Raw genomic sequence first — 23,969 nt, 5'->3', positions numbered from 1 at the left:
TCGGCATCGGCCACAAGGCCGGTGCCTTTTCTGCCGGAAGGGGCTGTACTCTCTGGCCGTGATCTGCCGCGGCCGTGGCGCACCTTGTTGGCCGCAGTTCTCGCAGCGCTGCTTGCCGGCTGCAGCTCAGGCGACAAGGGCGAGGAAGGCGGTCCGGCGGAGATAAGCGCCACGGTGATTTCCACCTTCAAGCCTGGTTCGAATGAAACACGGTTCGGCGCGCTGGAATTTGTCGGTGGCCTTGAACTCAGCTCGAACAATGTGTTTCTCGGCGCCATCTCGGCTCTTCGCTTGCGTCCCGATCAGCGGCATTTCATTGCCGTGCTGGATACTGGACACTGGATGACTGGAATCATCGAGCGAGACGATGAGGGCCGCCTGAAGGGTGTCGGCGACGCTCGCATCACGCCGATGATCGACCGTCATGGCGGCACGGATGCGGGCAAAGGGGATATGGATGCGGAAGGGCTGGCGCTGCGCGGAGATCATGTCCTCGTCAGCTACGAGCAATATCATCGCGTCGATGCCTATCCCGACCCGGGTTTCGAAATTTCTCCGCCTGACGGGAGCTTGCCCCTTCCCATTCCGCGATTGCAGCTGCGGGCCAATCACAGCCTCGAAGCGCTGATGATCGCGCCGCAGTCGAGCCCGCTTGCCGGCAGTGCCGTTCTCGTCACCGAAGACAGCCTGGACGATCAGGGCGATATGCTTGCCGCCATTCTGGATGGACCATTGAATGGCCGCTTCACGGTGCGGCGCCACGCCGGCTTCAGCGTCAGCGATGGCGTCTTTCTGCCGGATGGAGACCTATTGCTGCTGGAGCGGCGCTTCGGGCTGATGCATGGTCTCGGCGTCCGCATCCGCCGGATCGCCGGCGCGGATATCAAGCCGGGCGCGGTCGTGGATGGCGACGTTATCTTCGAGGCTGGATCCACGGCGCAGATCGACAATATGGAAGGTATCGACGTCTTCAGGGCCGCCGACGGCTCCCTGCATGTCATTCTGATCTCGGACGACAATCATTCGATCCTGCAGCGCAGCCTGATGCTCGAATTTCGCCTGCACGATGAAAGTGTCGTCAGTCAGAAATAGAAGCGGGGCGGCTGACTGGCTTCCTACACCGGCCTTACAAAGACCCGCGCAGTCTTCCCGATTGGGCTAATGCCCCCGCATGGCGCGAATCGGCAGCGATCCGCGCCGACGGTCGGCCGCTCAGGCGGTTGGAGCCTGCGACATCGGCTTCAGCATGTTCATCAGCGCGCCGTAAGGCAGCAACATGACGAGACCGACGGTTACCTTGACCGTGAAATCGCCGATCGCCCAGGAAATCCAGCGCGGCGCCGAGATGGCGAAGGCACCGAGGATAGGCGCCCATTCGATCGCGAAAGGTTCGTTCGGCCCGAAGAAGACGAAGAAGGGCGCGAAGGCGAAGGAGAAGAAAATCAGCGTGTCCAGCATCGAGCCGATGAGCGAACCGAATAGCGGTGCGCGCCACCAGGCCATGCGGCGAAGGCGGTTGAAGACCGAGATATCGAGAAGTTGGCCTGCGAGATAGGCCGAGCCGGAGGCGATCGCGATGCGCGGCTGTGCCGTATAGAACGACAGCGCGACGCCGACGACGAAGCCTGCGAAAACGACCTTGCGCGCGGCCTTGGGGCCGAACTGGCGGTTGGTCAGATCGGTAATGAGGAAGGCGACCGGATAGGTGAAGGCGCCCCAGGTAAGGATATCCGCGAGATTGATGCCGGCGAGTGTCGCCTGCAGCGGATACTGCACGAGAATGTTGGAAGCGACGACGACCAGCGTCATCAGCAGAACGTAGATTAGGGTATAGCGTGCCGTCAGCATTTTTTTATCCTGGGTGATGCCACCAGTTGAGGGAAGCCGGGCATGGAAAAAGGCCTGTCCGGATATCATCCGTGCAAGCCTCTTAACCCGTATGAAAATTGCGAAGCGCAGGTGCCGATTAAGCGGCGACTGCAGCTTCAGCAGACTTCTTGACGATCTGGCGACGCAGGAGGCGAGCGCGCATGCTGAGTTCGTTTTCGCTTGCCTTCAGGAGGAAAGCGTCCAGACCACCGCGATGCTCGACCGAGCGGAGCGCTGCAGCGGAAACGCGCAGACGGTAGCGCTGGCCGAGAACGTCGGAGATCAGCGTGACCTGGCAGAGGTTCGGCAGGAACCGACGCTTGGTCTTGTTGTTGGCGTGGCTGACATTGTTGCCCACGAGGACGGCCTTGCCGGTCAATTCGCACATGCGGGACATGGTACACCTACTTTTGTTTTTCTCGGCCATCGGATAGACATCCCGGGCAAAACCCGGCGCGCAATCCAACAGGCCATAATTGGAAAGTTGCGGTTCTATAGTCAGAGAGGCCGGCCGCGTCAAGCCAAACCTTGTGTTTTCCCGCAATTCCGTCAAAAAGCTGCTGTTGTCTGACGCTCGCAGCAGGCAAGCAAAGCAACTATATATCCAGCCTGACCCTCGTTGAAGGCCCTGATCATGGTTCAAATTCGGAAATGGCTTCTCATTTCAGCGATCGTTGTGTCGATGCCGTCGATGGCACTGGCCGATGTGCTGCGGCATGAAACGCGCTATCGCGTTTCGCTGGCCGGCCTGCCGATCGCCAGGGCGGATTTCAAGACCGAGGTCACCGGCAAGCAGTTCACCATTCGCGGCGACATCACGTCGGCAGGCCTTGCGGATCTCGTCACCTCGATCGACGCGAAGACCGATGTGACCGGCATCGTCAACGACAGCAAGCTGCAGGCGACCCATTACACGCTCTTCTACAAGAGCGGGAAGAAAGAGCGCACCTATGATGTCGCCTATGCCAACGGCAACGTGACGTCGAACACGATCACGCCCGAGCCGAAACGACCGGACACCTGGATTCCCATCACGGAAGGCGATCTGAAGTCCGTGCTCGATCCGATATCGGGCATGATCTTTCCGATCACGCCCAGCCTCAATCTCTGCAATCAGACGCTGGCCGTCTTCGACGGCGAGATGCGGATGGATCTGAAGCTGTCGCCGAAGGGATCGCACCCCTTCTCGACGGAGGGTTTCAAGGGCAAGACCATTGCCTGCGGCGTGCGCTTCACGCCGAAAAGCGGCTACAAGAGCACCCGCAAGGACTATCTCTATCTTGCCAAGAGCGACAATATGGAGATCTGGTTTGCCAAAGCGGACACCATGAATGTCTACGCTCCTGTTTACGTCCGTATCCCGACACAATATGGAACGGTGACGATTACGGCGGTAAAATATGGCAGCTAGGCCGGGTGCCGTGTTACGGAAACGCTTGACGATTCCCGCCGTTGTTTCTACGCAATTTCCGGTGGAAATGGCTATGCATTTTTGTGAATTGCTTTAGCGGGCTCGGGGCGTCCGCGGCAACGGGCTGGGGGCAGGGATGAAATTCCGCGCGACGTTGATAGGCTTTTCAGCCATTTTGATGTGGTCGTTTCTGGCGCTTTTGACCGTCGCCTCCGGCAAGATGCCGCCCTTCCAGCTGCTTGCCGTCTGCTTTGCGATCGGCAGCATTCCAGGCATCATCGTTCTTCTGCTGAAGCCGGAGCGGCTGCAGCTGCTGCGCCAGCCTGCCAAGGTCTGGATAACAGGCATTGCCGGGCTATTCGGCTATCACTTCCTCTATTTCACGGCATTGCGCCACGCGCCTGCGGTGGAGGCGGGCCTCATCGCCTATCTCTGGCCGCTGCTGATCGTCGTGGGTTCGGCGCTGCTACCCGGCGAGCGGCTGCGATGGTATCATATTCTCGGCGCCCTGATGGGACTTGCGGGCACGGTTCTGATCATCGGCCGCAACGGCTTTCATTTCGAGGGTGCCTATGCCGTCGGCTATGGCGCGGCATTCCTTTGCGCCTTTACCTGGTCCGGCTATTCGCTGATCACGCGCCGCTTCGAGGCCGTTTCCACCGATGTCGTTACCATCTTCTGCCTCGTGACATCGATTCTCTCCTTTTTCTGCCACCTTGGCCTGGAGGAAACGATCTGGCCGGAGAGCGTGGCCCAATGGATCGCCGTGCTCGGCCTCGGCCTTTTTCCGGTCGGCGCTGCCTTTTATGCCTGGGATTATGGCGTCAAGAACGGCGATATCCAGATCCTTGGCGCGGCGAGCTATGCCGCGCCTCTACTCTCGACGCTGATCCTGACGCTGTTCGGCTTTGCCGAGCCGAGCTGGGGCATTGCACTCGCTTGCCTCCTCGTGACGGGAGGGGCGGTGCTGGCCGCCCATCGCATGATCCTGCGCCGGGACGATGCCGTAGGGACGCAGGCGGAAGCGGCGGAGTAGTTCCACCACGGTCATTGCCGCCTATTTCTTGAAGACTTCTTGCAGGAAGGCGACGAGCGACGGCCGCCAGACATCCATCTCATGCTGGAGATCCGGATACTCACGGTATTCGTGCTCGATCTTCTTGTCGTCCAGCGTCGCCTTCAGGCCGGCTACGTCCTTGCCGACGACCTGGTCCTTGCTTCCCACCGTTACCGTGAAGTTGTGCAAGGCCTTGTTGATCTTCTCCGGCTCGTTCAGCACGGCGTCGACCGTCTTGTTCGGAACGGTCGTCGTGCTGACGCCGCTGAAGGTCGCGACCCAGCCGAACGTGTCCAGATGCGAGAGGCCGGATACGAGGGCCTGATAGCCGCCCTGGGACAGGCCGGCCACGGCGCGGCCGCTCGCCTCGTTTCGCACCCGATAATGCTTCGTCACGTACGGAATGAGATCTTCCGTCAGCTCGCGATCGGCTGCCTCGGCATTGGCGGGATAGAAATTCGCGCGGCGGTCGGCGGCGGGGAAGTTCTCGGCGACCGCGTTCGGCACGTCGGTTTCCGTATCCGGAATGACGACGATCATCGGCTCGATCTTCTTTTCAGCGAGAAGGTTGTCGAGGATCTGCGGTGCGCGGCCCTGGAGGACCCAGGACCCCACAGTGTCGCCGAAGCCGTGATAGAGGTAGAGCACCGGCAGCGGCTTGGAGGAATCGGTGTAGCCGGGCGGCGTGTAGACATACATTTGCCGTTCGGAATTCAGGGCCTTGGAATGCAGGGTCACCAGCCGCAGGTCGCCGTGGGGCACATTGCGGATATCGAGAATGCTGCCGGGCACCAGGATTAGGCTGGTATTGACCTGCCGCTGCGGCTTGGGCGCATTGGTGCCGGGATCGATGGTGCGAAAGCCGTCGATGTTGAAGTAATATTCGTAGAGATCCGGCTTCAGCACTTCGGTCTTGGCGCTCCATGTGCCGTCGTCGCCGCGCTGCATGGCGACAGGATCGCGCGAGCCCAAGGCAACCGAAACCGCCTTTGCCGCGGGCGCATAAAGGCGGAAAGTGATCGACCCATCCTTCTCGACCGAGGTCACGAAGTTCTTCAGGGGCTGGCTGGCGGGTGGAGAAGCCGGGGCATCGAGGGCAAGGACAGGGGCGCTCATGACACATCCCGCCGCGACGAGAAAAGGAAACAACAAACGCACGAAAAAACCTCCTCCGGATCAATCAATTTTCACTTTCCCCGTGTAAAGCTGACACAGCGCGTCGCTTTTTCAAGGCTGTCGCTGCGCACCGTCTGGCCGCACCCTGCGTGATGTCAATGAAAGGTAAAAGAAGGTTCAGCCTGAAGCAGGCTTCCAGTCCGGCGGCGCCATCTCGAAGCTTGAAAATTCGAAGCCGGGTGCGACCGTACAGCCGACAAGCGTGAATTGCCCGAGGCTTTCGGCCGATTGCCACCAGTTGGCCGGGATGATGGCCTGCGGACGCTCGCCCTTTGCCAGATCGACGCCCAGTACGAGCTTTTCACTGGTCTTGCCATCGGCGGAACGATGGAGAGCAAGCGGCGCCCCGGCATAAAAGTGCCAGACCTCGGCGGCGTCGTGCACCCGGTGCCAATGCGAGCGTTCGCCCGCTTCCAGCAGATAATAAATCGCCGTGGAATGGCCGCGCGCGCCGCCGTTCTCGTCGCGAAACGTCTGCACATACCAGCCGCCTTCCGGATGCCGCTGCATGGAAAGCGTTTCGATGATCTCCTTTGCCCGCATCAGAAATTGTCCTTGCGCTTGCGGATCTCGGTGAAGACTTCTTCGTTGCTGCGGCTTTCCATCAGCAGGTGGCGGCGGATCGCCGGATCGGCGGCGCGCAGGAAGGGGTTCGTTTCCTTTTCCAGCGCCAGAGTAGTCGGGATAGTGAACTTGCCTTGCGCCCGCAACGCCTCGATATCCGCGGCGCGTGCCTTCAGCCGTTCGTTGTCCGGGTCGATGGTTAGCGCGAAGCGGGCGTTGGAGAGCGTATATTCATGGCCGAAATAGACGGCCGTTTCGTCCGGCAGGACCGCAAGTTTCTGCAGGGAGGCCCACATATCCAGTGCCGGCCGTTCGAACAGGCGGCCGCAACCGAGCGCAAACAGCGTGTCGGCGGCAAAGAGCAGCTTGTCGTCGGCAAAGTGATAGCAGACGTGTCCGGCCGTGTGGCCGGGCGTTTCGATGACATTGACGGTATGGCCGGCAAATTCGAACGTATCGCCATCGCCGACGGCGCGATCGAGGCCCGGAATGGCGACGGCCTCGTTGATCGGGCCGATGATCTCCAAGCCGAACTGCTCCTTCAGTGCCAGATTGCCCTCGACATGATCGGTGTGATGATGCGTGGTCAGGATATGGCTGATGGTCCAGCCGCGACGATCGGCCGCCTTCAGGATCGCATCCGCTTCCGGAGCGTCGATCGATGCCGTCGATCCGGTTTCGGGATCATGGACCAAGACGCCGTAATTGTCGGAACGGCAGATAAATATCTCTAATTCCAATGGTTTCATGACCGAAATCATCCTCATCTTTTCCGTTGGTAGAGAATGTAAGCCGTTCGGCCTTGAAGTCCAACGTTCGGCTGATAACATTTGTTTCGATGCATACCGATATCGTCGATCTTCGCCAGTTTTATCATTCCGAGCTTGGTCGTTTGGCGGAGCAATCTATCGCCATGGCGCTTTCTTCCATCTGGGCGCGCATGCCGGAGGAGCGGCTTGTCGGCCTTGGCTATGCCGTTCCTTATCTCGACCGTTTTCGTGCCGATACCGAACGCACCTTCGCCTTCATGCCGGCGGGACAGGGTGCGGTGAACTGGCCTATGGGCTCGGCTTCGGCGACAGCCCTGATCTTCGATGAAGAACTGCCGCTGCCCGACAGTTCGATCGACCGCGTGCTGATGGTGCATTCGCTGGAATTCGCTGAAAGTCCGCGCGAGACTCTGAAGGAGCTTTGGCGCGTTCTGGCGCCCGGCGGTCGGCTGGTCATCGTCGTGCCGAACCGTACCGGCGTATGGGCGCGCATGGAGCATACGCCATTCGGCTCCGGCCGGCCCTATTCGCGCGGCCAGCTCACCTCGCTGCTGCGCGAAACCAATTTCACGCCCGGCGCGACCGCGGAGGCACTGTTCTTTCCGCCATCGAAGCTGCGCACCGTGCTGCGGCTGCGCCGCGCCTTCGAGCGGGTCGGCCGCACCCTTTGGCCGGCTTTTTCCGGCGTCATCATCGTGGAGGCGCAGAAGCGGCTCTATCAGGGACTGCCCGTGGCCGTCCGTGCCTCGCGCCGTGTCTTCGTGCCGGTGCTGGCACCGCGCGGCATACCGACGACGCGCGATGGCGCGTAACGCTTTCGCCGTAGCGTCACACTCGACAAATTTGTCAATCCGCATTAATGCGACGGGGTGTTATAAACCGGAATTTTCCGGTCCTTCCCAAGGTCGATCCCATGAGCATGGAAATGAGCAAGCCCGTCCCGCGTTCCGGCATTCTCGATATCGCCGCCTATGTGCCGGGCAAGGAGCATGCGCCGGGCGTTGCGCGCGTGTTCAAGCTTTCCTCGAACGAGACGCCGCTTGGCGCCAGCCCCAAGGCCATCGAAGCCTTCCGCAGCGCTGCCGGCAATCTCGAGCGTTATCCGGACGGGCAGGCCAAGGAGCTGCGCCAGGCGATCGCCGATGTCCACGGGCTGAATGTGGCCAATATCCTCTGCGGCAACGGTTCCGACGAATTGCTCGGCCTGCTCTGCCACACCTACCTCGGCGCGGGCGATGAAGGCATCATTACCGAACACGGCTTCCTAGTCTACAAGATCCAGATCATGGCCGCCGGCGCGACGCCCGTCACCGTCAAGGAAAGGGATTGCACCGTCGATGTCGACGCCATCCTCGCCGCCGTCACGGAAAAGACCAAAATGGTCTTCATCGCCAATCCGGCCAATCCGACCGGCACTTATGTGCCTGTCAGCGAGATCCGCCGGCTGCAGGCGAGCCTGCCGAAGCACGTCATTCTCGTGCTCGATGCCGCCTATGCCGAATATGTCCGCCGCAACGACTACGAGGCGGGTCTTGAACTCGTTTCGGCCAATCAGAACGTCGTCATGACCCGTACCTTCTCCAAGGTCTATGGCCTTGCCGCACTTCGTATCGGCTGGATGTACGGCCCAGTCGATATCGTCGACGCGATCAACCGCGTGCGCGCTCCGTTCAACCTGAACAGCGCGGCCATCGCCGCGGGAGCGGCTGCCATTCGCGATCAGGCCTTTACGGAAAAAGCCGTCGCGCATAACACGCTCTGGATCGGGAAGGTGACGGCTGCGCTCGAGGCTCTCGGCCTCAAGGTGACGCCGTCGGTTGCGAATTTCGTGCTGATCCATTTCCCTGACAGCAACGGCAAGCGCGCTACGGAGGCCGATGATTTCCTGACGAGCCGCGGCTATATCCTGCGCGCCGTGCGGGCCTACGGCTTCCCGAACTCGCTGCGCTTGAGCATCGGCACCGAAGAGGCCAACCTCGGCGTGATCGACGCTCTGACCGAATTCATGGGACGCAACGCATGAGCAACATCCAGTTCGACCGCATCGCGCTGATCGGCATCGGCCTGATCGGCTCCTCCATCGCCCATGACATCAAGCGTCTCCACCTTGCCAAGGAAGTCGTGATCTCGACGCGCAGCGCCGAGACGCTGAAGCGTGCCGAGGAACTGAAGCTCGGCGATCGCTATACGCCGTCCTCGGCCGAAGCGGTGAAGGGCGCCGATCTTGTCATCGTTTCCGTGCCGGTCGGCGCTTCGGAAAGCGTCGCCAGGGAAATCGCTGCGCATCTGAAGCCGGGCGCCATCGTCACCGATGTCGGCTCGACCAAGGCATCAGTCATTGCACAGATGCAGCCCCATATGCCGCCGAACGTGCACTTCATCCCAGGCCACCCGCTCGCAGGTACGGAGAAATCCGGTCCGGATGCGGGTTTTCCGGGGCTCTTCAAGGGCCGCTGGTGCATCTTCACGCCCGTTCCGGGCACGGACGAAGCCGCGATCAGGACGCTTCGCGGCTTCTGGGAGACTCTGGGCTCCCGTGTCGACGAGATGGACCCGGAGCATCATGACAAGGTGCTGGCGATCGTCTCGCATCTGCCGCATCTGATCGCCTACAACATCGTCGGCACCGCCGACGATCTGGAGACGGTGACCGAGTCGGAAGTCATCAAATATTCCGCCTCCGGCTTCCGGGACTTCACCCGCCTTGCCGCATCCGATCCGACCATGTGGCGCGACGTCTGCCTGCACAATCGCGATGCCATTCTGGAAATGCTGTCTCGTTTTTCCGAGGATCTGGCATCGCTGCAGCGCGCCATCCGCTGGGGTGACGGCGACAAGATATTCGACCTTTTCACGCGTACGCGTGCTATCCGCCGTTCGATCGTCGAAGCCGGCCAGGATGTCGACGTGCCGGATTTCGGTCGCCATGCGCTGGATGCGAAGGAATAACTGCTCTTCGGCCTTCTCTCGGCCGGGGCGACGGTATTGAACTTAGATCGGCGGGATCTTGCCGAGCGGGATGAAGCCGCTGAGCGAGAGGCGGCCGCGATCGGCGGTGAGATCGACGGAAACCTTGTCGCCGCCACCGGCCAACGCCTTCAGCATCTTCGTGGCCGTCTTGATGATGTTCTTGGCGGCGGGCAGCGTGGTGGTTAGACTATCACCCCAAGGGCCGATCTGATTGATCTCCAGCTTGAACTGGCCGGACAGAAAACCCTCATCATCAAAATTGAAAGGGCCGGAAAGCGTCATGATGCGCCCGTCGCCGATGTCGATGACGGCCTTATGCAGCATGCCTGCCGAGCCGCGAAGCCCTTCGCGATCGCTGCCATCGAGCAGGCCGGCCTTGCCCGATAGCGTGACGTTGGCGCTCGTCGAGGCGGTCGGCAGGGTCTGCGGAAAATCCTTGATCACGGCATTGGCATTTTCGATGCCGATCGCAAAATCCAGATCGGTGCCGTTCTGGCTGGCATGCATCTCCGTGTGGGCAGCGGTGACATTGACGCTCTGGCCGGTGACGGAGGAGACGATGCCGGCATTCAATCCTTCGATGACGGTCTGGGTCTGCGCCACGCCGCGGCCCTTGGCGACGAGGTTCGATTGCAGATAGGCCCATTCGGCCGATACCGTCAGGCCCTCCGTCGTCCGTAGCTCTGCAGGAGATTTCAGGCTCCAGCTCACATGGTTGGGCTGGAAGACCGGCGCGGAGGCGCTGAGCCCGTCGAAATTGGTGGAGACGCCCCGCGTCTGATTATCGACCGTCACGGTGTCGCAGGTCAGGCCGATGGAGAAGGGGAAGCCGTTGAAGACCATGTTCTCGCATTTGCCGGCAATGCCGGCACTGTTCTGCTGGCCGAGCGCCTTCAGGACATTGCTCCTGACGAAACCGGTCGCATAGTACCAACCGCCGGTGTAAAGACCGGCCAAAACCACAACAAGCCCAAAAAGGATGAGCCACAGACGCTTGCCTCGACCGGTCGTTACGCTCTGGCTTGACGCTGCCATGTTGTTCTCCAATGGTTGGACCGAAGCTTCACAGTGATTTGGCGTTGGATATGGACGAATTTTGGGTGTTTGGCTACGGATCCCTCATGTGGAATCCGGGCTTTGGTTATGACGAGCGGGCCGAGGCCTTGATTTTCGGTTATCGCCGCTCTCTGTGCGTCCGTTCCTGGGTTCATCGCGGCACGGAGGAAACCCCCGGTCTCGTCCTCGGCCTCGATCGCGGCGGTTCCTGCCGCGGCATGGCCTTTCGGGTTCCCGCCTCCGATTGGGACGAGGTGCTGACCTATCTGCGCGAGCGCGAACTCGTCACCAACGTCTATCTCGAAAAGACCCTGCCGATCCGGCTCGCCGACGGGCGGCGCGTCACCGCCGTCGCCTATGTCGTCGATCGCACCCATAGGCAATATGCCGGCTCGCTGGATACGGTCGAGGCGGCGCATGTGGTGGAATCCGCCATCGGCCGCTCCGGGCCGAACGATGCCTATCTCTTCAATACATTGGCGCATCTGCGGGATATGGGCATCCGCGATCACTGGCTCGAGCAGGTCGCCGGCGAAGTTGAGCGGATGCGAAAGGCATCCTGAGCCCGTCGTCTGGCATTGAGAGCTCGCTCAGACTGCCGCGGTAACGGGTTTTGCCTTGGTGATTTCCGCGAGACGCTGCGCCGCCGTCGGCGGAACCGGCAGGTTCGGGTTGTTGGCGATCGTTTCGACCAGCAACTCGTCGCTTGCCCTTTCCGTTTCCTCGATCAGACGTGCGAAAAAGGCATCCGGGTCCATGCCGGGCTCGATCGGCGGCAGGATGCGCACCTTGATGTGGCCCGGATACTTGCGAAAGGTGCGGCGCGGCCAGAAAAGGCCGGGATGCATGGCAACGGCGACGACGGGGATGTTGAGGTCGCGATACATGCGGGCGATGCCGTATTTATAGACCGGCTCAGCACCCGGCGGACGACGGGTTCCTTCAGGGTAGATGATGAGCTGACGGCCTGTCGCGAGTTCCTCGCGAGTACGCTTCAACACATCGAACATGACCTTGCCGCGCGCACCGCGATCCACCGGAATCATGCGCTGCTTCTTCGCATACCAGCCGAACAATGGGATCCACAAAAGCTCACGCTTCAGGATGTAAACCGGATCCTCGAGATAGGGCAGCAGCGCGAATGTATCCCAGAAGGATTGGTGCTTGGGCGCGAAGATGAAGCTGCCTTTGGGGATGTTCTCCAGGCCTTCGATCTCGAAGGTGGTGCCGACGATCTTCTCCATCAGCCAGGTGCTGGATTTCGCCCACGCCTTCGGGATCGCATAGGCCGCCTTGCGCGGCATGAGGAAGTAAATCGGGGTCAACACGATCATGCGAATGATCAGATTGGCATAGAAGGCCGTGTTGAACAGGATCGAACGCAAGATAATCATCGAGGCTTTTCCACTGCACCGGCTTGCGCCAGCATCCGAAAGTTTGCCTACACGATTACGGCGTCAATAAAAAGTCGGTCTTTGTGTGGTTGCGCGTCTTCGCCCGTTCGCCCTCCTAGATTCGCTCTTTGCGGGCGAAGCTCTCTATGTCGCACAAACCGACGCACGGTTTGACGCGGCCGACCTCAGTCGTCGTCCTCGGCCGGCTGCCGCGAGCGCAGGCCCAGCGGGCGCCCGAGGCCGGTAAGGTTGCGGGCACCGGCAAGGAGCACCTTCACATATTCGGAGATCATCGTCCGCAGCGCATTCGGGTCCGTGAACCAGTTCTTGCTTTTCAGATCGGAGTTGACGACCGGATAGGGAATGAAATCGGTCGAGGGATCGACATATTTCAGTTCCGCCAGGCTGCGGGGCATATGGTAGTTGTTCGTGACAACGAGAACGCTCTTATAGCCCCTGGCATGAATCCATTTTGCCGCTTCGCGGGCATTGCCGATCGTATCGAGCGCGTCGTAGCCGATGTCGACACAGCAGCTGAACAGGCTGGCGGAACTCTGCGTCAGTTTGCGGATCTGCGTCGGTGTTGTGGTCGGATGTGCGCCCGAGATCAGCAGGCGGTTGCCGGCGCCAGTGCGCAGCAGTTCCACCGCCTGATCGATCCGCTGATAGCCGCCCGTCAGCACGACGATGGCATCGGCCTTGGGGTCGAGCGGCGGCTTCAAGGTGGTGATCGAATCGGCGAAATGCAGGAAGCCGCCGAAAACGATGGCGACGAAGAAGATGAAAGCGAAGCCACCCCAGCGCAGGAGACGCCGGAACAGGCTGCGGCGCACGGGTCCGTCGCCGCGGGGGCGTGTCCGCAGCGACTGCAAACTCACGGTCTTGCGAGTCGTCAGATCCATGCTCATGATTCGGTATTATACGCCAATTGCGGCAAGGAACGGGCTGGCAAACGGTAAAAAAACATCGCTGAAGCGTCAATTCTGTACGCTATCCGTCCGCCCGGGATCGGACCGGACCAGATCGATCTCGTAGATCGTGCGCATCACGGTGAAACGTGCCGTCAGCGTCGTCAGCAGTGCGATGATGATCATGGTGGCGAGAATGCCGACATAGCCGAGCGCGCCGACGGAGAAAGTCCCGAACAATGCCGTTGCCTGGTCGGTCTGCGGCGTGGCAATCGTATGGCTCTGCAGGATGCCGGCTGTCGCGAAGAACAGGGCGGCGAGCGCGCTGCCGGCTCCGGATCCCTTGAGGCTGATCTTCAGGAAATGCTTCTGGAATTCATTGGCTACAAAGGTGCTTTCGGCCCCGACGAAATGCAGGACCTCGACGATATGGCGATTGCCGGATAGTGCGCCGCGCGTGGCGAAAACCACCGTCAGGACCATGGCAGTGAAGACGAGCAGCAGCACGCCCGTGCCGATGAGAACGGTGGTGTGCGCCATCGACACGAGCCGGTCGACCCAGGTGCGATGATCGTCCAGGGTCGCTTGCGGGATCTGCGCCTTGAGCAGGTTGCGCATGGCTTCGAAATCAGGCGGATGCGTCTCGTCTATGGTGATGATGACGAGGCGCGGAACGGGGAGTTCCTTGATATCGAGGCCGGCGCCGAGCCACGGCTCCAGCAGGCGCGCAGTCGCCGCCTCGTCGACAATCTGGCCCGATTTGGTGCCGACGAAGCTCAATGCGATATCGCGGGCGCTCGCGAGCGCCTTTTCCATGTCGAGATTGTCGTCCGGCTTGATCTGGATGGTGATCTCGCGGGAAATCTGGCTTTCCCAGCTCGCCGCCGTCGAGCGCACCATGCTGACCGCACCGAGTGTGAGGCAGGCGAGAAAGGCCATGATGGCGATGACGACGATCAGCGCATTGCCCTGAATGTTCGAGGACGGCACGATCGGCCCCGTCGGGCGAACGCGCATCTCCGGGCGCTTGCGTTCTACAGGCGATGTACCGGGCGCTTGCCGCGCTTGCGGAGCCGCGGAACTCGGGGCTGTCCTGCGGGGGCGGGGGTCAGTCATAGATATCGAGATGCCCCCCCGATAGGATCATGCGTCTCGCTTCGATCTGGTCCATCAAAGCGAGATCGTGCGTGGCAATGACGACAGCGGTGCCGAGACGGTTGAGTTCCAGAAACAGATTGAGCAGGCGGCGCGCCATCGGGGGATCGACATTGCCCGTCGGTTCGTCGGCGAGCAGGATTTCCGGACGGTCGATGAGGGCTCGCGCGATGGCGGCGCGCTGCTTCTCGCCGCCCGAAAGAACCGGCGGCAATACATTGATGCGCTCGCCGAGCCCTACCCATTTCAGCAGTTCCAGGACATCGGTGCGGTAGGAGCTTTCATCCTTGCCGCGCACGCGGAGCGGCAGGGCAACATTTTCATAGGTCGTCAGATGCTCGAGCAACCGGAAATCCTGGAAGACGATGCCGACGCGGCGGCGCAGCAGTGGCAGTTCGTTGCGCGGGATCGACGAAATCTCGCGATCGAACATGCGGATCAGCCCACGCGTCGGCTGCAGCGACATGAAGAGCAGCCGCAGCAGTGTGGTCTTGCCGGCGCCGGAGGGGCCGGTCAGGAACTGGAACGATTTCCTCGGTATGTCGAAGCTCAGGTCGCGGAGGATTTCCGGACCCATGCCGTAGCGCAAACCGACGTTCTCAAAATGAATCAACGGGCAGTCCAGTCTTCCGCAGGGTTCAATCAGGCGACTTGTTAACCAATGGCATTAACAGCCGGTAAATTTTTCTGGAAAGGCGCCCTATTCATGGCGATCTTTGCGAAGCATTAACCATTAAAATTTACGACTGGGCAGGATTCGTTTCAATGCCCTGATTAGTAATGGGCGTCGAAACCATGTGGATCACCGCAACGGGAGGCCATCATGGGCGCTTTTCGCCACCGTCAACAGCAGGCGGGACTGGTTTATGACCTCATTCCGCCCGAACGCGGAGCGGGATCCGGTCAGGCGCGTTACGTCATGCCAAAGCCCGATATCGTCGATGCCGAATTCGTGACCGTTTCTGCTGCGCGCGGGCGGACCGCATCCGGCGTCAACATGCGCTATGGCGGGCATGCCCGAGCAAAACCGCAGCCGGTAACGCGCAAGACCACCTTCTCACGCATCCTGTCCGTTCTGCAGGTGACCGAGGAGGTCCTGCAGCAGGCATCGCGTCGCAGTTTCGTGGCGCTCATCATCTGCCTTGCAATATTGATCTTCGGTCTTTCCGGCGGTTTTTCCGGTTTCTCAAACGCACCAGCGGAGGCGACGTCCGATCCGCTGCAATTCTCGCATGTGACGCTGACGCCAAGAGATGAGAACGGGCTGCCCGTCTTGAGACTGAACGGCATCATCGAGAATGTCAGCGGTGCCACGCTTTCGGTTCCGCAGGTGCGCGCCGATCTTTTCGCCGGCAACCAGTTGGTCAGGAGCATCGTGGTGGACACCGCCGTCGATCGTCTCGGGCCGCATGAAAGCCGCGGATTCTCGACACGATTGCAGCATCCCGGTGGAAAAACGCCGGATGTCCGGCTTTCCTTCATGCCATAGAGCGTGATGCCGAAAAGCGTACGCGGTTTTCGGGCGACATGATGCTCAACCTATTTAATTCCGGAGCGGATTCGGATTTTCGGTCGATTCGACCAAAATCATCCGTCGCTGGGGTGTGTCCGGCTTGCCGATTGTGCTACGGGCTACTGCTTTAGAGTGCTACAGCGACCTTTGCGCGTCTTATACGACGCGCGGCGCTGTAGAGCTTGATCGGCGGCCAAGGGCCGCGCAGCCATGGAGCATGCCAATCAATGCCTGTCGTACGCGGGAAGAATATCGAGCCGCTTTTCACTGCCGAGCAGATTGCCGAACGCAATCACGCCATGGCGAAGGAAATCGCCAGCGGGCCGACGAAGGATCTCCTCGTCATCGCCATCCTCAAGGGCTCGTTCATTTTCGCGGCCGATTTGCTGCGTGCCTTGCATGAAACCGGGCTTGCTCCGGAGGTCGAGTTCATCACGCTTTCGAGCTACGGCGCCGGCACGACGTCGCAGGGCGTGCGCATCGTCAAGGACATCGACAGCGACGTTCGCGATCGCGATGTGCTGCTGATCGACGATATTCTAGAATCGGGCCGCACGCTGCGTTTCGCCAAGGAGCTGCTCTACGAGCGTGGTGCCCGCAATGTCACGCTGGCCGTGCTGCTCGACAAGAGCGTCAAGCGCCAGGAAGAGCTGGAGGCCGATTATGTCGGCTTCGAATGCCCCGATTATTTCGTGGTCGGTTATGGCATGGATGTCGCCTACGCCTTCCGCGAACTGCCCTTCGTCGGCGTCGTCACGGGCGACGCGGAGGCCTGAATTTAAGTTAATCCCGGCGGCATGTCCGCCTTTCCCATTCCGCTCCAACGATGACGAACCGTTAACCACGGAGCCCGATCGCCTCTGCGACGTTTACCTATCGCAAACGGAATTCTGGTGATTTCGGTCGCGGAACATGACGGACCAGGAGCACGGACCATGGCAAAAATTCTGATCACGGAAGACGAAGATTCGCTTCGCAGCTTCGTCGCCCGCGCGCTGCGCTTGGACGGCCACGAGACCGAAGAGGCGGCGGACGGCGCGGAAGGCTTGGAAAAGCTGAAAGAGGGCGGCTACGACCTCCTGCTGTCGGATATCCGGATGCCCGTGATGGATGGCATCGAACTTGCCCATCAGGCGCATTCGACGTGCCCAGGCATGAAAATCCTGCTCATGACCGGCTATGCGGAGCAGCGCGAACGTGCCGACGACCTTATGGAAAAGATCGTCGACGTCGTTGCGAAGCCCTTTGCGTTGCCCGACATCCGCAAAGCCGTTGCGCGGGCGCTGGCTGCCTGACATTGATTTCTGGTCAGCACGGGTTGTTCGTGCTGGCTCCATTCTCGTCAGCGCGACAGGCCCAAAGCGGCCTTACTGACCCAAATTGAGCAAACGTTCCAGATAACGCCGTTCTTCGCTGAGCGTCGGATTGTTGCTCAGCCGCTCGCGGATGGCGTCCAGAATTTGGCGGGCGCGCTCTGCCTTGATGATGTCCGGCACCATGTTGTCATTGGGATTGTCGGAGAAACCACCCTCGTTACGCGACCGGCCGAGCGGGTCGCGGCTGTTTTGGCCTCCCTGGCCCATCTGTCCCGGCATCTGTCCCTGACCCTGGCCTTGTCCCTGCTGCATCTGGGCCATGAGCTGGTTCATCATCTCGCGCGTGCCCTTGCGCAGGGCATCCAGCGCACGTCCCTGGCCCTGAACGGCGCCTTCGCCATTGCCCTCGGCAAGCTGACCTGACGCGCCCTTCATTTCCTGCTGCGCCTTGCCGTAATTCTGGTTCGGCTTCATGCCAAGCGAGCCGAGATTTTTCTGAAGCTCGCCGAGCTGCTTGCCGAGATCCTCCTGCTGCTGGCGCAATTGCTTCAGCGCGTCGCGCAACTGATCCGCCGTCATGCCGTCGGTGGGATCCTTGCCCTTCTGGCCCTGTTGGTTCTGGCCCTGCTGCTGATCCTGCTGACCTGAATTGCGCTGGCCCATATCCGGGCGCATCTGATCGTTGAGGCCGGGCATGGGCTGATCCATAAAGCCATCGCCATCCTCATTGGAATCGCCGCGCTGCATGCGGTCGCGCATCGCCTGATCGAGCTTGAAGGTCTGATCCATAAGCTTCTGCTGATCGCGCATGATGCGGCCGAGCTTGTCCATCTGCTCGCGCATCTTGTCGTTGGCCTGATTCTGCTGCTGCTGCCCGGGCTGCGGCTTGCCGGCCTGCAGGCTGTTCATCAGCTGCTGGAGTTCGGAAAGCATCTGCTGTGCCGCCTGGCGATTGCCGGAGCGGGCGAGATTCTCGATCTGATCCATCATGCGCTGCAGATCCTGCTGGCGCAGGATATTGGCGGCGCGCTGGTTCGGCTGGGCCGGCATGTTGCGCATGCGCTCGGCCAGCTCCTTCATATAGGCGTCCATGGCCTTGCGCAGCTCGTCGGTGAGCTTCTTGATCTCGGCGTCGGAGGCATTGCGCTGCAGGGCGTCCGAGAGCTGCTGCTGGGCGTCGCGCAGGGCCTTTTCCGCATCGGTCAGCTGCGCGTCTTCCATGCCGAGCGCGATCTGCCAGAGATAATCGGCGGTGTCCTTCAGCGAGGCTTCGCTGCTTGCAAGCTTCATGCGCGTCAGCGCCGACTTGATCGCAAGATAATTGCCGAGATCGGGAATGGTCTCTTCAGGCCGTATGGTCAGCGACTTGTTGAGCTCGATCGCCTGCGGCATCTTCCGTGTGTCGAGCGCGAAGACCTGACGTTCTTCGGCCACGGCGGCGGCGAGCGGCTGGCTGAAATTGCGAGATGGCAATATCATCTCATAGGGCGAACTGCGGCCGGTCTGACCGGCTCCGTCCTTGGCGACGAGGGTGATGCGCACGCGTTTGCCGGCCAGCGGATCCTGCGTCAGATCGTGGCTTGCCAGACCCTTGCCATTGCGGCGGTCACGACGCGGAAGCTCCAGTCTGTATTCGGACAGCCCATAGAGCGGGGTCGCGGCCGGATCGGATTCGACTGGCACGATCTCGGCGTGGGCTTCCTCGACGCCATAGTCGTCCTTGACCCTGAAGCCGAGTTCCAGCGCACCGCTCGCCGTCGCATGCGGAATGCCGTCGAAGGTGATTTCCGGCGGTTTGTCGACGACCACGTTGAAGGACCAGGACTTGCCGTTGACGGTGAGTTCGCCACCCTTCTCGAGTTTGAGAACGTGGGTGCGGGCAACCATCCCGTCCGCAGCCGGGATATTGCCGGTGCCGTTCGCTGCCGGCGGTATGCCGGGAGGCGTCGCGGGTTTTGCGCCAGCCGGCCCCTGCTTGTCGGCATCATCGGCCTGCTCGGGAATTTCTGCGCCTTTTTCCGCGCCAGTTGCCTGGAACAGCACTTTCTCGTCCGTTGCGGCACCCGAAACACGCACGGTGAGCTCCGAGAATTGCGGCACGTTCAGGCTATTGCCGGCATTATCGACATTGCCCGTCAGATAGACCGGCGGCTCGCCGGTATAATAAGGCGGGGTGACCCAGGCATCGACACGGATATCCGGGTTGCTGGACGTGGAACTCGATGGCGTGAAGGCATCGCTCAGCGAGCCGCCGCTGTTGGACATGGAAAAGCTGAAGGCCGTTACCAGCAGCAGAGCGGGGATGGCGCGCAATGCGAAGCGGTCGTAACGGGTGATATCCGGCCTTGGCGGCCCGGCGTCCAGGGCGGCGATGCGTTCTGCCATGCGCGTCTGGTGCTCGCGCCAGAGCGCGCGGGCAAAGGGGGTGTCGAGCGCCGGTTCGTCTTCCTGCACCGTAACGGGCTGGTGGGCGAGGCCGTTGCGCTCCTCCAGCAGCCGATCCGCTTCCATGGTGTCCGGCCAGCGCAGGCGGCGCAGCGGATAGAGGGAGATGGCGAAACCGACGGCGAAGACGGCAAGCAGCAGAAAGCGCGGAACATCCGGCGTTATGCGAAAGATGCCGAACCAGGCGGCGGACAGAAACAGGGCCAGAATGGAGGCCGGCAGCAACAGCCGCGGCAGAAGCTGTTCGCTGACCAGCACCAGCCGCGCAAAAAGACGCTTTACCGCAACCATGCGCGCCAGCGCCGGGCGGGTGGCGAAAGCGCCCTTCCTAGGGTTGCTGGAGGTGGTCATCGGTCCGGTCTTCTCCCGATCTGACGTTGGCTGGTCGCCCGTTTGGGTGGCACGGCGTCCCACACGCTCGCGCACGCGGTGCACGGCGAGACACCATTCAATCAAAGATAACATTCTTTGTGGCGAAGACGAGGGCAACGGGCGTGAAAGGCTGCTTTTTCATCGGGCTTCGCTGAAACGTGATCGGGCAAAGCGGCTTTCGCAGTTCTGCCCGAAGTTACTAATTGCAGCCGGTTATCCCTCAAGCCAGACCGGGATGGAATCCAGGCCGATCAGTTCCTCGTACGTCCCACGCGGGCGGATGACGTGGAATTCATTGCCCCTGACCAGCACTTCGGGAACCAGAAGCCGGCTGTTGTAGGTGCCGGCCTGTACGGCGCCATAGGCGCCGGCCGAACTGACAGCAAGAAGATCGCCGGGCTTCGGCAGCGCCATCTCGCGGTCGAGCGCCAGATAATCGCCCGTCTCGCAGACCGGGCCGACGACATCGGCCTTGATGCGCGGTGTGCTGGCATCGCCGGCCGCAACCGGCCTGATCTCGTGATAGGCCTCGTAGAGCGTCGGACGGATGAGGTCGTTCATGGCGCCATCGACGATGACGAAGCTCTTGTTGCCGGCATCCTTCACATAGATGACCTCGGTCACCAGAATGCCGGCATTGCCGACGATCAGGCGGCCGGGCTCGGTGATGATCTTGCAATTGAGGCCGCGCAGCTGGTTCTTGACGATCTCGGCATAGGCATCCGGCAACGGCGGCGGATTGTTGTCGTCGCGATAGGGGATGCCGAGGCCACCGCCGATATCGACGTGATGGATATCGTGGCCATCGCCGCGCAGCGTTTCCACAAGGTCGCGCAGCAGCTTGAAGGCGTCGTCGAAGGGCTGCAGCTCGGTGATCTGGCTGCCGATATGCATGTCGATGCCGGAGACCTTGATCCCGGGCAGGCCGGCGGCGCGGGCATAGACGGCGCGGGCACGCTCCCAGGAGATGCCGAACTTGTTTTCCTTCTTACCGGTCGAGATCTTCGCATGGGTGCGGGCGTCCACATCCGGATTGATGCGGAAGGAGACGGGGGCCACCTTGCCGGCCCGGACGGCGCGCTGGTTCAGCACTTCCAGTTCCGGTTCGGATTCGACGTTGAAGCAATAGATGCCGGCTTCGAGCGCTACGTCCATTTCCTGCGCCGTCTTGCCGACGCCGGAGAACATGATGCGGCTTGCCGGAATGCCCGCGGCCAGTGCGCGGCGCAGCTCGCCGACGGAGACGACATCGACTCCGGCGCCGAGCCTGCCGAGCGTCTTCAGCACCGCCTGGTTGGAATTGGCCTTCATGGCGTAGCAGACCATGGCATCGACATCGCCGAAGGCTTCCGCGAAGACGCGATAATGGCGCTCGAGCGTTGCCGTCGAATAGACGTAGAAAGGTGTGCCGACCGCCTTGGCGATCTCAGGAACCGGAACATCCTCGGCGTAGAGGATGCCATCGCGATATTCAAAATGGTTCACGGTCGCTGCCTAATCAGAGAAGCGGGTCGAGGAAGAACTTTTTGTCCTCCGTACCCGGTTCCTTCGTTGGCTTGGAGACGTCACCGCCTTTGGTCGCGTGCGCACTCGGCGGATCGAGAGGGCCTTTGCGGCCACATCCGACCACGGCAAGGCCGACGACCGAAAGCACGACGGTCAGGCGGATGATGTGCGGCATGTTGATCTGCATCGAAATCCTCTTGGGCGGCAAACGCGGAAGTCACTCTTCTTAGCGAAGTTTCCGACCCTTGTGCACCCTGATTGTTGCTTGTGATTTCGCCGTTTTTCTCAGTTGCGGGCGCGCCAGAATGCGATCTGCTTGCGCACTTCCGAGGGCGCCGTGCCGCCGAAGCTCTTTCGGCTGGCGACCGAGGCCTCGACCGTCAGGACATCGAAGATCTTGTCGGTGATATCCGGATGGATCGCCTGCAGGTCCGCAAGCGAGAGCTCCGCGAGTTCGCAGGATTTGCTTTCGGCAAGCGCCACGGCACGCCCCGTCACATGGTGGGCATCGCGGAACGGCAGGCCGGCTTCGCGCACGAGCCAATCGGCGAGATCGGTGGCGGTGGAATAGCCGGAGCCGGCGGCGGCTTTCATGCGGGCGGTGTTGATCGTCATGTCCCGCATCATGCCGGTCATGGCGGCAATAGCGAGTTCCAGGCTTTCGGCGGCGTCGAACACCTGTTCCTTGTCCTCCTGCATGTCCTTGGAATAGGCGAGCGGCAGGCCCTTCATGATGGTCAGCAGCGCCACCAGCGAGCCGTTGATGCGGCCGGTCTTGGCACGCACGAGCTCGGCGGCATCCGGATTCTTCTTCTGCGGCATGATGGAGGAACCGGTGGAGAAGGCATCGGACAAACGCACGAAGCCGAATTGCGGCGTCGACCAGATGACGATCTCTTCGGCAAGGCGCGACAGATGCATGCCGGCGATGGCGGCGATCGACAGGAATTCGAGGGCGAAATCGCGGTCGGAGACGGTGTCGATCGAGTTGCGGGTCGGCTCGCGGAAGCCGAGTGCCTTGGCCGTCATGTGGCGATCGATCGGGAAGCCGGTGCCGGCAAGGGCAGCGGCACCGATCGGGGATTCGTCCATATGCTCGATGGCGTGGCGCACGCGCGAACGGTCGCGGCCGAACATCTCGACATAGGCCATGCAATGATGGCCGAAGGTGACGGGCTGCGCCGTCTGTAGATGGGTGAAGCCGGGCATGACGGTTTCGGCATGCTCTTCGGCGCGGTCGAGGAAGGCTGCGATCAGCTCCGTCAGCGCCTGCTCGCATTTTTGCAGCTCTTCCTTGACCCAAAGGCGGAAGTCGAGCGCCACCTGGTCGTTGCGCGAGCGGGCAGTGTGCAGGCGGCCGGCGGCCGGGCCGATCAAGGTTGCAAGCCGTGCCTCGACGTTCATGTGGATGTCTTCGAGACGGCGGGAGAACTCGAAATTGCCGCTCTCGATCTCTGACAGGATCGTGTTCAACCCGTGAACGATCTTGTCTTTATCGTCGGTTGAAATGATGCCTTGATGGGCCAGCATGCTTGCATGCGCGATTGAGCCGCGGATGTCCTGGGCAAACAGCTTCTTGTCGAAATCGATCGAGGCATTTATCTCCTCCATGATTGCCGCGGGGCCGGAAGCGAAACGCCCGCCCCACATCTGGTTGGAGGATTTGGTGTCCGTGCCGTCAGTCATGAGATGCCCACCTGGAGAATGAAATGACAGCAAAGAAGCCGTTCGGTCTGCCGTCCATGAAACTCGTAATACTTGCCGCCGTCGCTGGCGTCATTGCCGGCGCGGCAGCGGTATACGTGAAGGAGGCAGGGTATGGCAATGGCATTGGTGAAACGGCTTCTGCCGATCAATGCGGATCGGCCAAGGATCGTGCCGCTGCTCTGACGCCCTTTACCAAAGGTCAGGTCGCCGCCATGAGCGTGCCGCCGTCACCGATCTCGCTCGAGGATGTTTCTTTCAAGGGAGCTGAGGGGCAGCCGCTGTCGATCGGCAGCTTCGCCGGCAAGACCGTGCTGCTCAACGTCTGGGCGACATGGTGCGTGCCGTGCCGCGAGGAAATGCCTGCACTGAACGCGCTTGAGAAGAGCGTCGGCAGCGACAAGTTCGAGGTGGTCGCGGTCAACATCGACACCGGTGACGATGAAAAGACCAAGGCCTTCCGCACCGAATATGCGATCGACAAGCTCGGCTACTACCGCGACAACACGATGGGCGTATTTAACGTTCTGAAAAAGCAGGGCCTGGCCTTTGGTTTGCCGGTGACGCTGCTCATCGACGACAAGGGCTGCCTGTTGTCAGCCATGAACGGACCTGCGGCGTGGGACAGCGACGACGCGAAGAAGCTGGTGAAGGCGGCTGCTGGGAGTTGAGCGGTCTGGGTGTTCCATCACCCGCCCTCTCCCTTCTAGGGTCGCTTGCGCTCCACCTCGGAGGGAGGCTAATCTACTGTCCCCGCTGCAATTTCCGTCATTTTCAGCGCAT

General features: G+C 61.1%; 25 protein-coding genes. 11 read left to right on the top strand and 14 right to left on the bottom strand.

What is annotated here, in order from left to right; translation table 11 throughout:
* The first annotated feature begins 87 nt into the window (after window positions 1-87).
* On the top strand, window positions 88-1,092 hold the full coding sequence (locus C7U61_RS16635) for an esterase-like activity of phytase family protein (protein WP_245410819.1): 1,005 nt from the start codon (window positions 88-90) through the stop codon (window positions 1,090-1,092).
* Window positions 1,093-1,212: 120 nt separating this feature from the next.
* On the opposite strand, the gene C7U61_RS16630 is transcribed toward C7U61_RS16635, so the two are convergent.
* Both C7U61_RS16630 and rpmB read right to left on the bottom strand, forming a co-directional pair.
* Window positions 1,213-1,848 carry a queuosine precursor transporter gene (locus C7U61_RS16630; protein ID WP_106999199.1) on the bottom strand — a complete coding sequence of 212 codons (636 nt, stop codon included), beginning with the start codon at window positions 1,846-1,848 and terminating at the stop codon, window positions 1,213-1,215.
* A gap of 118 nt (window positions 1,849-1,966) precedes the next feature.
* Complete coding sequence (gene rpmB / locus C7U61_RS16625; RefSeq protein WP_069612914.1) at window positions 1,967-2,266, bottom strand: 50S ribosomal protein L28; 300 nt, start codon at window positions 2,264-2,266, stop codon at window positions 1,967-1,969.
* Between the two features lie 285 nt (window positions 2,267-2,551).
* Here rpmB and C7U61_RS16620 point away from each other — a divergent pair, with 285 nt between their 5' ends.
* Together C7U61_RS16620 and C7U61_RS16615 are read left to right on the top strand one after the other, a co-directional pair.
* The gene (locus tag C7U61_RS16620; RefSeq protein ID WP_245410830.1) at window positions 2,552-3,280 is read left to right on the top strand and encodes a DUF3108 domain-containing protein; all 729 of its coding nucleotides are present in this window, start codon (window positions 2,552-2,554) and stop codon (window positions 3,278-3,280) included.
* A 136-nt stretch (window positions 3,281-3,416) separates the two neighbouring features.
* A complete protein-coding gene (locus C7U61_RS16615) occupies window positions 3,417-4,316 on the top strand; it encodes an EamA family transporter (protein ID WP_106999198.1) in 900 nt (299 codons plus the stop codon).
* A 21-nt stretch (window positions 4,317-4,337) separates the two neighbouring features.
* Here C7U61_RS16615 and C7U61_RS16610 read toward each other — a convergent pair whose 3' ends face one another.
* The 3 genes from C7U61_RS16610 to gloB all read right to left on the bottom strand — a co-directional run bounded on the left by C7U61_RS16610 (window position 4,338) and on the right by gloB (window position 6,826).
* Window positions 4,338-5,453 (bottom strand): esterase, encoded by a 1,116-nt coding sequence (locus C7U61_RS16610; RefSeq protein WP_245410818.1) that lies wholly within the window; start codon window positions 5,451-5,453, stop codon window positions 4,338-4,340.
* A 177-nt stretch (window positions 5,454-5,630) separates the two neighbouring features.
* Window positions 5,631-6,056, bottom strand: a complete 426-nt coding sequence (locus C7U61_RS16605) for a cupin domain-containing protein (protein WP_106999196.1) — start codon at window positions 6,054-6,056, stop codon at window positions 5,631-5,633.
* The gene (gene gloB / locus C7U61_RS16600; protein ID WP_106999505.1) at window positions 6,056-6,826 is read right to left on the bottom strand and encodes a hydroxyacylglutathione hydrolase; all 771 of its coding nucleotides are present in this window, start codon (window positions 6,824-6,826) and stop codon (window positions 6,056-6,058) included. Before gloB ends, C7U61_RS16605 begins: the two co-directional genes overlap by 1 nt.
* Before the next feature lie 53 nt (window positions 6,827-6,879).
* On the opposite strand from gloB, the gene C7U61_RS16595 reads away from it, so the two are divergent.
* The 3 genes from C7U61_RS16595 (at window position 6,880) to C7U61_RS16585 (ending at window position 9,796) form a co-directional block, all read left to right on the top strand.
* Window positions 6,880-7,659, top strand: coding sequence for a class I SAM-dependent methyltransferase (locus C7U61_RS16595; protein ID WP_069612917.1), 780 nt, complete (start codon window positions 6,880-6,882; stop codon window positions 7,657-7,659).
* A 101-nt stretch (window positions 7,660-7,760) separates the two neighbouring features.
* Entirely contained in the window at window positions 7,761-8,870 is a 1,110-nt protein-coding gene (gene hisC, locus C7U61_RS16590; RefSeq protein ID WP_106999195.1) for a histidinol-phosphate transaminase, read from the top strand.
* Window positions 8,867-9,796 (top strand): prephenate/arogenate dehydrogenase family protein, encoded by a 930-nt coding sequence (locus C7U61_RS16585; RefSeq protein ID WP_106999194.1) that lies wholly within the window; start codon window positions 8,867-8,869, stop codon window positions 9,794-9,796. The genes hisC and C7U61_RS16585 overlap by 4 nt, the downstream gene beginning before the upstream one ends.
* 42 nt (window positions 9,797-9,838) lie before the next feature.
* Here the strand turns inward: C7U61_RS16585 and C7U61_RS16580 are convergent, their stop codons facing one another.
* Window positions 9,839-10,852: a DUF2125 domain-containing protein gene (locus C7U61_RS16580; RefSeq protein ID WP_106999193.1), complete on the bottom strand. Its 1,014-nt coding sequence runs from the start codon at window positions 10,850-10,852 to the stop codon at window positions 9,839-9,841.
* 50 nt (window positions 10,853-10,902) lie between these two features.
* Here C7U61_RS16580 and C7U61_RS16575 point away from each other — a divergent pair, with 50 nt between their 5' ends.
* Complete coding sequence (locus C7U61_RS16575; protein WP_181315867.1) at window positions 10,903-11,436, top strand: gamma-glutamylcyclotransferase; 534 nt, start codon at window positions 10,903-10,905, stop codon at window positions 11,434-11,436.
* A gap of 27 nt (window positions 11,437-11,463) precedes the next feature.
* Here C7U61_RS16575 and C7U61_RS16570 read toward each other — a convergent pair whose 3' ends face one another.
* The 4 genes from C7U61_RS16570 to ftsE all read right to left on the bottom strand — a co-directional run bounded on the left by C7U61_RS16570 (window position 11,464) and on the right by ftsE (window position 14,943).
* A complete protein-coding gene (locus tag C7U61_RS16570) occupies window positions 11,464-12,267 on the bottom strand; it encodes a 1-acyl-sn-glycerol-3-phosphate acyltransferase (protein ID WP_106999191.1) in 804 nt (267 codons plus the stop codon).
* A gap of 185 nt (window positions 12,268-12,452) precedes the next feature.
* A complete protein-coding gene (locus C7U61_RS16565) occupies window positions 12,453-13,175 on the bottom strand; it encodes a YdcF family protein (protein WP_181315866.1) in 723 nt (240 codons plus the stop codon).
* 69 nt (window positions 13,176-13,244) lie between these two features.
* Entirely contained in the window at window positions 13,245-14,192 is a 948-nt protein-coding gene (locus C7U61_RS16560) for an ABC transporter permease (protein ID WP_106999189.1), read from the bottom strand.
* Between the two features lie 91 nt (window positions 14,193-14,283).
* Entirely contained in the window at window positions 14,284-14,943 is a 660-nt protein-coding gene (ftsE, locus tag C7U61_RS16555; protein WP_015341323.1) for a cell division ATP-binding protein FtsE, read from the bottom strand.
* A 210-nt stretch (window positions 14,944-15,153) separates the two neighbouring features.
* Between ftsE and C7U61_RS16550 the strand changes: the two genes are divergently transcribed.
* The 3 genes from C7U61_RS16550 to C7U61_RS16540 all read left to right on the top strand — a co-directional run bounded on the left by C7U61_RS16550 (window position 15,154) and on the right by C7U61_RS16540 (window position 17,138).
* On the top strand, window positions 15,154-15,819 hold the full coding sequence (locus C7U61_RS16550; protein WP_106999188.1) for a hypothetical protein: 666 nt from the start codon (window positions 15,154-15,156) through the stop codon (window positions 15,817-15,819).
* A 251-nt stretch (window positions 15,820-16,070) separates the two neighbouring features.
* Entirely contained in the window at window positions 16,071-16,619 is a 549-nt protein-coding gene (hpt, locus tag C7U61_RS16545; protein WP_106999187.1) for a hypoxanthine phosphoribosyltransferase, read from the top strand.
* 159 nt (window positions 16,620-16,778) lie between these two features.
* Window positions 16,779-17,138, top strand: a complete 360-nt coding sequence (locus C7U61_RS16540) for a response regulator (RefSeq protein WP_106999186.1) — start codon at window positions 16,779-16,781, stop codon at window positions 17,136-17,138.
* A gap of 72 nt (window positions 17,139-17,210) precedes the next feature.
* Here the strand turns inward: C7U61_RS16540 and C7U61_RS16535 are convergent, their stop codons facing one another.
* The 4 genes from C7U61_RS16535 to argH all read right to left on the bottom strand — a co-directional run bounded on the left by C7U61_RS16535 (window position 17,211) and on the right by argH (window position 23,168).
* Window positions 17,211-19,955, bottom strand: a complete 2,745-nt coding sequence (locus C7U61_RS16535; RefSeq protein ID WP_106999185.1) for a TIGR02302 family protein — start codon at window positions 19,953-19,955, stop codon at window positions 17,211-17,213.
* Window positions 19,956-20,189: 234 nt separating this feature from the next.
* Window positions 20,190-21,461, bottom strand: coding sequence for a diaminopimelate decarboxylase (gene lysA / locus C7U61_RS16530; RefSeq protein WP_106999184.1), 1,272 nt, complete (start codon window positions 21,459-21,461; stop codon window positions 20,190-20,192).
* A 13-nt stretch (window positions 21,462-21,474) separates the two neighbouring features.
* Window positions 21,475-21,669 carry a lipoprotein gene (locus tag C7U61_RS16525; RefSeq protein ID WP_015341316.1) on the bottom strand — a complete coding sequence of 65 codons (195 nt, stop codon included), beginning with the start codon at window positions 21,667-21,669 and terminating at the stop codon, window positions 21,475-21,477.
* A 98-nt stretch (window positions 21,670-21,767) separates the two neighbouring features.
* The gene (gene argH, locus C7U61_RS16520; protein ID WP_106999183.1) at window positions 21,768-23,168 is read right to left on the bottom strand and encodes an argininosuccinate lyase; all 1,401 of its coding nucleotides are present in this window, start codon (window positions 23,166-23,168) and stop codon (window positions 21,768-21,770) included.
* 23 nt (window positions 23,169-23,191) lie between these two features.
* Here argH and C7U61_RS16515 point away from each other — a divergent pair, with 23 nt between their 5' ends.
* Window positions 23,192-23,857: a TlpA disulfide reductase family protein gene (locus C7U61_RS16515; protein ID WP_106999182.1), complete on the top strand. Its 666-nt coding sequence runs from the start codon at window positions 23,192-23,194 to the stop codon at window positions 23,855-23,857.
* Window positions 23,858-23,969: the final 112 nt, after the last annotated feature.

This window comes from Rhizobium sp. JAB6 (genome assembly GCF_003024605.1).
In the GTDB taxonomy this organism is placed as follows: Bacteria; Pseudomonadota; Alphaproteobacteria; order Rhizobiales; family Rhizobiaceae; genus Rhizobium.
Note: the sequence above shows the minus strand (reverse complement) of the source record. Positions and strands in the feature narration are given on the sequence as shown.